This is a genomic window from Jeotgalibacillus malaysiensis (assembly GCF_044789845.1).
Lineage (GTDB): Bacteria > Bacillota > Bacilli > Bacillales > Jeotgalibacillaceae > Jeotgalibacillus > Jeotgalibacillus malaysiensis_A.
Genome location: NZ_CP085252.1, coordinates 2,927,667 through 2,939,521 on the forward strand (window position 1 = coordinate 2,927,667; position 11,855 = coordinate 2,939,521).

An 11,855-nucleotide genomic window follows, 5' to 3' on the forward strand; every position below is an offset into this window, starting at 1 on the left:
GCCTACGGGGCTAATCAAGGCGCTTACGTTTTTCTATGTTGTCCAGCTTCAGCGCCTAGACCCTCGAGTCATAAGCCACACTGAGAAAATGGGAAAGGTCACCCATTTCTCTCAGCTCGTCTTACGCTTGTCGGGTCTGACCAAGGCGCTTACGCTTTTCTATTTTGTCCAGCTTCAGCGCCTAGACCCTCGAGTCATAAGCCACACTGAGAAAATGGGAAAGGTCGCCCATTTCTCTCAGCTCGTCTTACGCTTGTCGGGTCTGACCAAGGCGCTTACGCTTTTCCTACTGTCCAGCTTCAGGCGCTAGCTCCTCGGGTCATAAGCCACGCACCGGTAAACGGGAAAAGCACCCGTTTTCCGCTCCGCGTCTTATGCCTGTCGGAGCTGAACGAGCGCCTTAAGCTTTTCTATGTTGTCCAGCTCCAGCAGGCAGGGGCTAGCACGTTTCCCTCGGGCTCTGTCCGATAAGTCAACATCGGCTCACTCTGTTCGCCGTGTTTCCTTTATCTCCGACGCCTCAGTCCAACGTGTACGCCCCTAAACGCCTGCTTACGCTTTTCTATTTAATCGCAAACATAATCTCCGTCTCACATGCCACTTCGCCATCTACAGTAGCTGTTGCCTTCCCTTTGCCGATTGGTCCTTTGATGCGGACGATTTCGACTTCGAGGCGGAGCTGGTCGCCTGGTTTGACCTGACGCTTGAAACGGCAGTTGTCAATGCCTGTGAAGAAAGCCAGTTTTCCTCTGTAGTCTTCCTGTTTCAGCATAGCGACTGCGCCTGTTTGGGCGAGTGCTTCTACGATTAGTACGCCTGGCATAACCGGGTAGTCCGGGAAGTGTCCGTTAAAGAATTCTTCGTTGGCAGTGACATTTTTGATGGCCACTGCGCGTTTGCCTTCTTCGATTTCCACCATTTTATCGATTAATAAAAACGGGTAGCGGTGGGGAATAATTTCTTTAATCTGCTGAATGTCTAACATCAAAAAACCTCCTGCTATTCTGTATCCTGTGTAACCAGGTCTAGTATATGTGTCCATGTTTCAGGTTTTAGCGCATCCGCCGGTGAACCGTCTCCGATAATCCCGTAGCCGACCATGAGTCCTACGACCAGGCTGAGACCTGCAAGGAGGATGACTAATAAAACTCTGATCAGAATTGGAAACAGGCGGACCTGCACCCATTTAGGGGTTTTAGATTCCTTTTCCTCAGCTGCTGGTTTTTGCTTTTTTTCTGAACGTGTTTCAGACATATCGTAATAACTCCTTTAACGCAATCCGTTTACAAGACCGGACATCTGATCAGAGATTGAAACGGCTCTTGAATGAAATTGGTAATTTCTCTGAACTTCAATGAGCTCAGTAAATGCTTTTGATAAATCGACATTTGACTGCTCAAGGGCACCCTGTTCGAGGCCGATTGTCTGTCTGATCCCGCCTTCCATCTGAACCATCAGCTCTCCTGCTTCAACGCCAAGTTCTGCAAGGTTATCAGGGATGCCGAGGTAGACGCTTGAGACGCGGTCCATGAGCTGAGGACGCTGAATATCAACGATGCCAAGCTCTACTGTCTGCTGGACACCTCCTGACTCCACTAGAAGTGTACCATTGTCCTGCAGCTGAATATTATCTACTGGTCCATCGAGCATGATCAGTTCGTCATTTTGATTTAGAATGCCGTTCCCCTGACCGTCGACAAGCATGACTTCATCATCGTTTACCGGCGTCAGATAAAATCCGCCTGCACGTGTGAAATTCTGTTCGGATGTACCATCAGGCGACTGGACAAGCACTTTAAAATATTGATTTTCAGTGCTAAATGCAAAATCAAGCTCTCTATCTGTACGCTGAAGTGAACCTTGTGTTCCTACCAGCTGTGACTGCGAAATTCTTGCGCCGTTTCCAAGTCTCAGGCCGTCAGGTGTCATACGCGGTGCCTGATCTCCCCGCTGGTTTTGCACCTGCTGATGAAGCAGTGAATTAAAGTTAGCGGTTGTCTGCTTATAGCCTGTTGTTGCTGAGTTGGCGATATTATTTGAGATCAGATCAAGCTGCTGCTGCAGTTGATTCATTGTATTTGTTGCAGTTACCATGTTACGGATCATGATTTAGCCCCCTTAGTTCAGCCTGCCGACTTCGTTCACTGCTTTTTCCATGCTGCGGTCATATGCCTGAAGTACTTTCTGGTTCGCTTCAAAAGAACGGTATGACGTCATCAGATCGGTCATCGTTCTCGCACTGTCGACATTTGAACGTTCAAGCGAGCCCTGGTTCATGGAAAAGCCTGCGTCTGCCACATTATAGGCATTTTCAAATACAGTTCCTTCAGGCGCTCTGTACAGTTCATCGCCTTCTTTTACAAGTACACGTGGATCATCTGAATAGGCGACGCCGATTCTGCCGATATTTACACCATTTTGGACAATCTGTCCGCCATCGGTTACTTCAAAACGGTCGTTTTCAAGCTCAATTCTCGCGCCATTTTCATCCAGTACGTAGTGACCACCCGGTGTTGTTAAAAAGCCGTCAGCGTCCAGGGCAAAGTTGCCGTTTCGTGTATAACGGTCTGCACCGTCTTCGTTTTCAAGGGTAAAAAAGAGTGCGCCGGGAATGCCTGTTTCCTCATTTATAGGGAGGTCTCCCTGCAAAATAGCCAGGTCAGTGGAAAGCCCTGTTTCACGCAGGTCTCCCTGTGTAAATAATGGGACTGCTTCCTGCATGTATACACCTGTGTTCAAGCCGCCGACTGGTGTCATTCTTGTGGACGACAGTCCGTTTTGTGTCGGAACTTTGGAGCCTCCAAGACTTGAAAGCAGCATCTCAGGAAATGCTCTCATCGAAGCCTGATCCGCCTTGAAGCCAGGTGTATTTACGTTAGACATATTATTTGTCAGCATTTCGGTTTTTCTCTGCTGCGCAAGCATACCGGTTGCAACTGTGTAAAATCCTCTGAACATTATTTTCACCTCATCATTTTTTACCCGTGACTTATTATAACAAGTTTTTGCAAAAGGCGGATGAAATTTCAGGAGATTCCTCCTTTCGACATTGTCAGAAGGAATCTCCTAAAGTCCATTATCCCAGTTTCCGGTGAGGGATCTTATCAATATTTTCAAGCATGATGCCTGTACCGATTGCAACACAATCCATTGGATTTTCAGCTACAAAGACAGGAACTTTCAACTCTTCAGCCAGCAGCTGATCAATGCCATGAAGCAGTGCGCCGCCACCTGTTAAGATCACGCCGCGGTCAATGATATCCGCTGAAAGCTCAGGCGGTGTCTTTTCAAGCACATTTTTCGCTGCCTGAACAATGACTGATACTGATTCACGAAGTGCTTTTTCCACTTCTGCTGATCTAATTGTGATCGTCCTTGGTAATCCGCTGACCATATCACGGCCGCGAATTTCCATTTCTTCATCGCGCGAATCAGGAAATACAGTTGCAATACTCAGCTTAATCGCTTCCGCTGTTCGCTCACCGATCAACAGCTTGTACTCTTTTTTCACGTAGTTCAAGATGTCTGCGTCAAACTGGTCACCGGCCATTTTGATTGATTGGGATGTGACGATATCACCCATTGACAGCACGGCTACATCCGTTGTGCCGCCACCAATATCCACAACCATGTTACCGCTTGGCTGGAAAATATCCATACCTGCACCAATTGCAGCGACTTTCGGCTCCTCTTCAAGGAAAATGCGTTTCCCGCCACTTTTTTCAGCTGCTTCACGAATTGCTTTTTGCTCAACGCTTGTGATATTTGTCGGGCAGCAGATCAGAATGCGCGGCTTAGATATCAAGCCTCTTAAATTCAATTTATTAATAAAGTGCTTCAGCATCGCTTCTGTCACGTCAAAATCAGCGATAACGCCGTCTTTTAACGGACGGATCGCCACAATGTTACCAGGCGTTCTACCGACCATGTTGCGTGCTTCCTCACCTACTGCAAGTACGCGGTTCGTATTTTTATCGATTGCAACGACGGACGGCTCATTCAGGACAATTCCTTTACCCTTTACATGGATCAGCAGATTTGCTGTCCCGAGGTCAATTCCAATATCTTTCGAAAACATTATTTTGTAAGACTCCCTTCAGTCACAGGTTATTGGTTTAGGACGGGTTGTGAGTGAAGGAGGGGGTCAGACCCTTGCCTTCGTGAAGGGCAGGGTCTGACCCCCTCCTTCACTGTTCGCCGCCAAATATGTATGGAATCTGCCTTGTGTTTGCATACGCATATTATATCGGTCATATTTACTGATATTATAGATAGTCTATGGTATATAGTCGTGATGGTGCTGAAGGCTGGGGTCTGACCCCCTACTTCAAAGAAAGCAAAGTCCAATAAGTATATATTACCACAACTAAAAGAGGAGGTCATGAACCAAACAAACGTTTGATTGATGGCCTCCTCTTTTTCAGTTGGATTGTTGCTGCTGCTTTTCATATTTGGCTTTCGTGGCTTCCCCGCCCCTTAAATGTCTGATTGCTTTATGATAATGAAGTATTGTTTTTACTTCGTCTGCGAGCGCAGGATCTAGTTTTGGCAGGCGCTCGGTTAAGTCTTTGTGCACTGTGCTTTTAGATACCCCAAAAATTTTTGCGATTGAGCGGACCGTTTCTTCTGTCTCTACGATGTGCCTGCCAGCCGAGATTGTTCTCTCTCTGATATACTCATGCACGGTGCCGGCCTCCTGTGGGTCCGTTTGTGCATTATATGCCGGCAGGCGGTTAAGATATACCTATTATTGCGTAATTGACATCGGGTCGATTGCCTGACCATCTTTTAACACTTCAAAGTGTACGTGAAGTCCTGCTTCCGGGTTGAGTTCGCTGACACCGGACTGTGCAATGACCTGTCCCTGTCTGACTTCCTCACCTTCAGAAACCGTGATATCCTCGATTGCCTGATAGCGTGTGACATAGCCGTCATGCTCGATTTCCACTGCGTTACCGATAAACGGATCCTCTTCTACCAGTGTAACTGTACCGCTCATAGCAGCTGTTACTTCAAATGGCTCACCATTCTGTACCAAATCAACGCCAAGGTTAGGGTAGTACGTCTGGTTTACAACAATTAATGATTCCTGCTGCTCACTTGCATCTGCTGTCTGGTCGTAAAACGCTTTATGAACAGATACTGCATCCGGGTCAGTGACTGGCAGGCTCATCTTCTCAGCTGGCTGATTGACTTCTGCTGTTTCCGGTGGACCGTAAGTATAGTCGTTGGCTTCTTCCTGATAAACATACTGACTTTCTGTTGACTCCTGTGCGACTTCTGAATCCTTTTGTCCCTGTACAAAAAATACAGTTCCAACCGCGAGCGCTGCACACCCAAGGTAAATGGCAGGTACCGCCCAGCGTTTTTTGAAAAACTTTTTAAAGCTGTCTGACAGGGTAGATTGATTTTTGTCTCCCTTAATCATTTTCATCACCTCAGCACTCATTTTGAACGCTTAGAGGAAATTCTATACATTGTCACAATTTTTTTCTTCAAAACCGTGTGCTGCATGATACAATCCCAAATAGTACTCGACTGGGAAAGGATTCTGTCGCATGATCAAATGGCTTAAACTGTTTATCACCACTCTGCCTTTTATATATATGATCCTGATCTGGGTGCTATCAAGTTTACCTCACGATGCAGTCATTGAACTGCCATCCGGGTCATTTGACCGTTTTCTAAAAGAGTCTCTCCATATAGTTGAATTTGGCATTCTCCATTTCTTATTTATTGCGGCACTGCTTGTCCATGGAAAGCTCAATGTCGCTACACATACCCTTGCAGCTGTGTTTGCAGCGTTCTACGGCTTTGTAGATGAAATACATCAGGCATTCGTTCCATACCGCTCAGCGACGATTATAGACGCTGTAAAAGACGTGACCGGCGTACTGGTCGTCTATTTCCTCATTCAGCGCTTTTATTTTGTTAAAAAGGATAGCAGACTGAGAAAATGGTTTGTGCGTGTTGAGGGGTATTTTCAGGAGTAGCTCTAAATGTAGCTGACGAACGCAGTATGTTCCCTGCTGAGGTAGGTAAGTCACCTGCCCAGTGCGCGATACACCCGGGTTGAGTGCTTTATATGCACGATTGACTGCTGCGTATACACAACCGAGTGCCATCACCTCAAAAAAAGCAGCATCCCGCTACTGGAATGCTGCTTTTTTCATCTTTTCACCAGCAGCGCAGGAACCGCGTCCCCAATTGACGTGATCTCCACCCCGCTGAAATAATGATGGACGATCTCCTTGTAGCTGCTGCCTGCAAGCGCCATCCCGTTCGCACCGTATTGACTCATCCCCACACCATGACCAAACCCCTTTGTTTTAATCACAACCTCATCACCCTGCAGCACCCACTCAAAGTCAGTCGAACGCAGATCAAGCGTTTCACGGATCTCTCTCCCGCTAAATGTTTTACCTGCTATTTCAACCGATTTAATTCTATGACCTGGCGTCCGCTCCAGAATATTGCCCTGCTCGCCTGCAGACAGACTGATGCCCAGCTTCTCTTCAAATTCATTTACCGGTATCTTTTTTTCATGGTAAAAGCCGGGAGCCGCCTGCTCATCCCATTTACTTTCCACTGAAGCTAAATAAGGGACATCCTCTTCCCAATAATCCTTCGCATTTTCAGTCCAGCCGTTGCTCGTAGAAAAAAATGCAGCTGTAATCGGCTGTCCCTCATAGGTAAGGATTTCACCTTTTGTTTCATTTACCGCTTCATCAATCGCTTTTTTCTTCCAAGTATAATCGTCTTTCCAAATGTCTTTTAATTCATCCTCATTTTTATATACCTGATGCGTTGTAGTATCCGTGATCGGTTCATCTCCGCTATGCGAGAGAAATTTCGTCACATACGTTCTTGCTGCGAGCGCCTGCGCTTTTAATGCTTCCTTTTCAAAAGAAGCCGGCATCTCACTTGCCACCACGCCCGACACATATGCTTCAAGGTCCACCGTCTCAACCTCACCACTCGCCTGCCTCATAACAGGGACAGCTAAATTAGCTTCAGGCTCCTCAACCTGTTCAGCCGGCTCCTCTTCTTCAGGCAAAGGAGTCCTCTGATCTTCTTTAGGCGAAATAATAAACGCCGGAATTGCGAGTAATAGTATAAAGTATCCTGCAAATAACAAAAACAACTTAAGCCGCTGGTGCATCCTCACCCCTCCAGACATAGGTTATGGGGGAGTATATGCAGCGAAGTGCGGGGTCAGACCCTAGCCTTCGTAATTTGCCAGATGGAGGCGGGTGGTGGGATGAAAAATTTCATTGGTGATGGAATTAATTTGAAAGATGATAGAATTATTGCTACTGCTGATAGATAAAGTTGGACATATTTGACCTCAAGTAGAATATACCGAATTGATGACGTAATTAATTTTAGAGGTGATAGATTAACCACAAAAGATGAGTGAATCCATCTATACATTTACCCATCTATTCCAATCTCAGCAGCTTCCTTGTTTCAATTCTCCAAAACAAAAAAAGCAGTATACCCACGCCCCAGCGTGTGTATACTGCTTATATACGTATAATTAGTCAGAGTATCGTGATGTATAAGAATAAGAAGTATGAGTTCAGTAAAATTATACGCGTACTGCTGTTGCGGCTGCTTCTACTCTTGCTTCTGTCTCTTCACTTACACGTTCTACGTTTGCACCTAGTGCGACAAGCTTTTCGTGGAAGTTTACGTAACCACGGTCAAGGTGTTTTAGTTCAGTTACTTGTGTGTAGCCATCTGCTACGAGTCCCGCGAGGATAAGTGCTGCACCTGCTCTAAGGTCAGTTGCTGCTACTTCTGCTCCCTGCAGATTGCTTGGTCCGTTCATGATTGTTGAACGTCCTTCGATTTTTACGCTTGCATTCATGCGGCGGAATTCTTCAACGTGCATGAAGCGGTTTTCAAATACTGTTTCAGTGATTACGCCTGTGCCATTTGCTGTCAGCATTAGCGCCATCATTTGTGACTGCATATCAGTCGGGAAGCCCGGATGTGGCATTGTCTTGATGTCTACTGACTTCAGGTTGCCGTTTCCGATTACGCGTACGCCTTCGTTTTCTTCGATGACTGTGACGCCCATTTCTTTTAGCTTCGCGATGACTGATGCTGAGTGCTCAGGTACTGCATTTTCGATTAAAACATCACCTTCAGTGATTGCTGCTGCGATCATGAATGTACCGGCTTCAATGCGGTCAGGAATGATTGTGTGTTCTGCACCGTGAAGTTCTTCCACACCTTCGATACGGATTGTATCTGTTCCTGCACCTTTGATCTTAGCGCCCATTTTGTTCATATAGTTCGCCATGTCTACGATTTCAGGTTCTTTTGCACAGTTTTCAATGACTGTCGTGCCTTCTGCAAGTGTTGCAGCTGCCATGATATTTTCAGTAGCACCTACACTTGGGAAGTCCAGATAGATTTTAGCGCCTTTAAGACGGCCATCTGTCTTCGCTTCGATAAAGCCATTTCCTACAGTTACATCTGCGCCCATTGCTTCGAAGCCTTTCAGGTGAAGATCAATTGGTCGTGAACCGATTGCACAGCCCCCAGGAAGTGCAACTCTTGCATGACCGTTTCTTGCAAGCAGTGGTCCCATGACTTGAACCGATGCACGCATTTTACGTACATATTCAAATGGTGCTTCAGGTGCAAGATCCTGGCTTGCATCCACGATAACTTTGTTTTCTTCTACTGTGTAGCTGACATCTGCGTTTAAATGTGTCAGTACCTGATTGATTGTTTTTACGTCTGATAGTGCAGGTACTTCTAGTAATGTACTCTTCCCTTTTCCAGCTAACAGTGCTGCTGCTAAAATTGGAAGAACTGCATTTTTAGCACCTTCTACTTTGACTGAACCTTGCAGCGTGTTACCGCCACGTACGATGATTTTTTCCAAGTGAGTTCCCCTCCGCGTCTTCATTCTCATAATACTATTCATATTCAATGTAAGTGACTGAAGTGATATCGTCTGCTTCAATCGCGCAATAGGCTAATCCAATAAATGTCTCATATACAAGTAAACTTTTAAAAAACTAAAACATTACAAATCTTATCACTCTAGAACTCTTTTATACAAGAGAAGAAAGTCATGATTCATGGCAATTTGACAAATTCCTCACATGCCATACTTCTATTATCGACAGATTACACTGTCTTTCCATATACTCCGTTCTCTTATATATGAAGAGTTCAAGATAGCCCCCACCGGTTTAAGTGTGCATGCTTGACTATTCCACAACATACTAAAGTTAAACCATTTCTTCCTGATTTGGTAGATGAAAAAATCACATTTTTTGAAAAAACATTAGATTTTTATTATGAAAACCTTTACATTGTGACAATTCCGTGTCTACCAAAGATAGGGCAGCTGCTGAGACCAGGTCGTATATGATAAGAAAAAGTTTGCAACAGTCGAGCCAATCGCGATGCTGACTAGTATAAATAATACTCTTGCCTGGAAAACTCTATTGGGTCTGATCGCTTTGTCAAACCTGAGCGCCTGCATCGACCAGAACGTTAATGCAATAAAAGTTAAATGAATCAGCATGCTGAAAAGTGCCTGCTGTCCGAACTCTGCCATATCCTGACTCCTTTCTCCCAACTTTGTCATTCTATCAAAGAATTCTTAGAATTCAATGAGAATGTGTCCGTAGTTTGTGAAAATGCTCATAAAGTATGATGTCAGTCCTCTTTGGAAGGGGTGTTGTGTACTGGTTGTTTTTTGATAGCGGCACATTGGGGACGGAGTTCAGTGATTCGTTTTTAGAGTCATTCTAAAAGTGGAACAGACAACTCCGTCCCCAATGTGCCGCCTAAATATTGTGAAAAAACAATCCATCAACCCAAACAAAAAACCGGCCCCTTACCGGCCTGGCATGGAAGCCATTCCGGGGAGGGTGCCGGTTAAATCAGTTACATTTTGTTTTCGTATACATCAATGCGGTTCATTGCACGGCGAAGTGCAAGTTCTGCGCGTTTGAAGTCAACGTTGTCCTGTTTGGCCTGCAGAAGGCGCTCTGCCCGCTGCTTGGCTTCTTTTGCACGGTCGATATCAATGTCTGGCGCGGGCTCTGCTGCCTGCGCTAGGATTGTTACCTGCTCCGGGCGGACTTCAAGGAAGCCTCCGGTTACGGCTACGAGTTCAGTGCGTCCTTCTTTTTTCAGGCGGACAGCGCCGATCTCTAGCGGTGCAACCATTGGGATGTGCCCTGGCAGAATGCCGAGCTCCCCGCTCTGAGCTTTTGTGCTCACCATTTCTACAGCAGACTCGTACACAGGGCCATCGGGAGTAACGATATTGACGTTAACGGTCTTCATTTTTTTCCCTCCTGGTCCCTAATTATACTTCTACGCCCATCTTCTTAGCAGATTCGAGCACTTCTTCGATGCGTCCTACTAGACGGAATGCATCTTCAGGAAGGTGATCGTATTTACCTGCAAGAATGTCTTTGAATCCTGCGATTGTTTCTTTAACAGGAACGTAAGAACCTTTCTGACCTGTAAACTGTTCTGCTACGTGGAAGTTTTGAGATAGGAAGAACTGGATACGACGTGCGCGTCCTACGATCATCTTATCTTCTTCCTGAAGCTCATCCATACCAAGGATGGCAATGATATCCTGAAGCTCTTTGTAACGCTGAAGCGTCTGCTGAACTTCACGTGCTACTGCGTAATGCTCTTCTCCAACGATCTCTGGAGAAAGTGCGCGTGATGTTGAAGCAAGCGGGTCAACGGCTGGGTAGATACCCATTTCAGAAAGCTTACGCTCAAGGTTTGTCGTTGCATCAAGGTGGGCGAATGTTGTCGCCGGTGCAGGGTCAGTATAGTCATCGGCAGGTACGTAGATCGCCTGGATCGATGTTACTGAACCAACATTTGTCGACGTGATACGCTCTTGAAGCTGACCCATTTCAGTTGCAAGTGTCGGCTGGTAACCAACGGCTGATGGCATACGGCCTAGAAGGGCTGATACCTCAGAACCTGCCTGCGTGAAACGGAAGATGTTATCGATGAACAGAAGTACGTCCTGTCCCTGCTCATCACGGAAGAATTCTGCCATAGTAAGACCTGACAGGGCAACACGCATACGCGCACCCGGCGGCTCGTTCATCTGACCGAATACCATCGCTGTTTTCTTAATTACGCCTGAATCAGTCATCTCGTGGAAAAGGTCATTTCCTTCACGAGTACGCTCTCCAACACCGGCGAATACTGAGATACCGCCGTGCTCTTGAGCGATGTTGTTGATCAGTTCCTGAATCAGAACGGTTTTACCAACACCGGCTCCTCCGAAGAGACCGATTTTACCACCCTTGATGTATGGAGCAAGCAGGTCTACTACTTTGATTCCAGTTTCAAGGATTTCTGTGTCAGTTGAAAGTTGTTCGAATGTTGGTGCTAAACGGTGGATCGGGTCACGCTGAACGCTTGCATCTACATCTCCCGCAAGGTCAATCGCTTCTCCAAGTACGTTAAATACGCGTCCAAGTGTAGCATCTCCAACAGGAACAGTAATTGGTGAACCAAGGTCCGTTACCTCTGCTCCACGCTGGATGCCGTCTGTGGAGGACATCGCAATGGTACGAACAGCATCATCACCAAGGTGAAGTGCTACTTCTAACGTTAGTACATCTGCTTCTGCTGAGCCTGATGCTACTGTTAGAGCGTTATAAATGTCAGGCAGCTGGCCATTGTCAAACTTAATGTCAACAACTGGACCCATGACCTGTAAAACGCGTCCTTTATTCATCATTTCCCCTCCTAGCTTGCTTGTGGAAGCCGAGCGGGAAAGCCCGGCTAAATGTGGTTTTCGATAACGAGAGATTGATCTGCGCTTCGGGCGGACGCTT

13 protein-coding genes are annotated in these 11,855 nt (G+C 46.3%); 1 reads left to right on the plus strand and 12 read right to left on the minus strand.

Annotation, left to right across the window (positions count from 1 at the left end):
• Positions 1 to 562: 562 nt before the first annotated feature.
• From fabZ to LG330_RS15315, 7 genes are all read right to left on the minus strand, one after another.
• Positions 563 to 985 (minus strand): 3-hydroxyacyl-ACP dehydratase FabZ, encoded by a 423-nt coding sequence (fabZ, locus tag LG330_RS15285; protein WP_404405315.1) that lies wholly within the window; start codon positions 983 to 985, stop codon positions 563 to 565.
• Positions 986 to 999: 14 nt separating this feature from the next.
• A complete protein-coding gene (locus LG330_RS15290; RefSeq protein ID WP_404405317.1) occupies positions 1,000 to 1,254 on the minus strand; it encodes a DNA-directed RNA polymerase subunit beta in 255 nt (84 codons plus the stop codon).
• A 15-nt stretch (positions 1,255 to 1,269) separates the two neighbouring features.
• Positions 1,270 to 2,106 (minus strand): flagellar hook-basal body protein, encoded by an 837-nt coding sequence (locus LG330_RS15295; RefSeq protein WP_404405320.1) that lies wholly within the window; start codon positions 2,104 to 2,106, stop codon positions 1,270 to 1,272.
• 12 nt (positions 2,107 to 2,118) lie between these two features.
• Positions 2,119 to 2,958: a flagellar hook-basal body protein gene (locus tag LG330_RS15300; RefSeq protein WP_404405323.1), complete on the minus strand. Its 840-nt coding sequence runs from the start codon at positions 2,956 to 2,958 to the stop codon at positions 2,119 to 2,121.
• A 118-nt stretch (positions 2,959 to 3,076) separates the two neighbouring features.
• Entirely contained in the window at positions 3,077 to 4,078 is a 1,002-nt protein-coding gene (locus tag LG330_RS15305; protein ID WP_404405325.1) for a rod shape-determining protein, read from the minus strand.
• 342 nt (positions 4,079 to 4,420) lie between these two features.
• Entirely contained in the window at positions 4,421 to 4,684 is a 264-nt protein-coding gene (gene spoIIID, locus LG330_RS15310) for a sporulation transcriptional regulator SpoIIID (protein ID WP_404405327.1), read from the minus strand.
• Positions 4,685 to 4,747: 63 nt separating this feature from the next.
• On the minus strand, positions 4,748 to 5,434 hold the full coding sequence (locus tag LG330_RS15315) for a peptidoglycan DD-metalloendopeptidase family protein (RefSeq protein ID WP_404405330.1): 687 nt from the start codon (positions 5,432 to 5,434) through the stop codon (positions 4,748 to 4,750).
• A gap of 124 nt (positions 5,435 to 5,558) precedes the next feature.
• Here LG330_RS15315 and LG330_RS15320 point away from each other — a divergent pair, with 124 nt between their 5' ends.
• Positions 5,559 to 5,993 carry a VanZ family protein gene (locus LG330_RS15320; protein ID WP_404405332.1) on the plus strand — a complete coding sequence of 145 codons (435 nt, stop codon included), beginning with the start codon at positions 5,559 to 5,561 and terminating at the stop codon, positions 5,991 to 5,993.
• A 176-nt stretch (positions 5,994 to 6,169) separates the two neighbouring features.
• Here the strand turns inward: LG330_RS15320 and spoIID are convergent, their stop codons facing one another.
• The 5 genes from spoIID to atpD form a co-directional block, all read right to left on the minus strand.
• Positions 6,170 to 7,162 carry a stage II sporulation protein D gene (gene spoIID, locus LG330_RS15325; RefSeq protein WP_404405334.1) on the minus strand — a complete coding sequence of 331 codons (993 nt, stop codon included), beginning with the start codon at positions 7,160 to 7,162 and terminating at the stop codon, positions 6,170 to 6,172.
• A gap of 429 nt (positions 7,163 to 7,591) precedes the next feature.
• Positions 7,592 to 8,902, minus strand: a complete 1,311-nt coding sequence (gene murA, locus LG330_RS15330; protein ID WP_404405336.1) for a UDP-N-acetylglucosamine 1-carboxyvinyltransferase — start codon at positions 8,900 to 8,902, stop codon at positions 7,592 to 7,594.
• Between the two features lie 453 nt (positions 8,903 to 9,355).
• Positions 9,356 to 9,586: a DUF1146 family protein gene (locus LG330_RS15335; protein WP_039811510.1), complete on the minus strand. Its 231-nt coding sequence runs from the start codon at positions 9,584 to 9,586 to the stop codon at positions 9,356 to 9,358.
• A 332-nt stretch (positions 9,587 to 9,918) separates the two neighbouring features.
• Positions 9,919 to 10,323, minus strand: a complete 405-nt coding sequence (locus tag LG330_RS15340; RefSeq protein ID WP_404405338.1) for a F0F1 ATP synthase subunit epsilon — start codon at positions 10,321 to 10,323, stop codon at positions 9,919 to 9,921.
• A 22-nt stretch (positions 10,324 to 10,345) separates the two neighbouring features.
• The gene (atpD, locus tag LG330_RS15345) at positions 10,346 to 11,755 is read right to left on the minus strand and encodes a F0F1 ATP synthase subunit beta (protein ID WP_404405340.1); all 1,410 of its coding nucleotides are present in this window, start codon (positions 11,753 to 11,755) and stop codon (positions 10,346 to 10,348) included.
• Positions 11,756 to 11,855 lie beyond the last annotated feature (100 nt).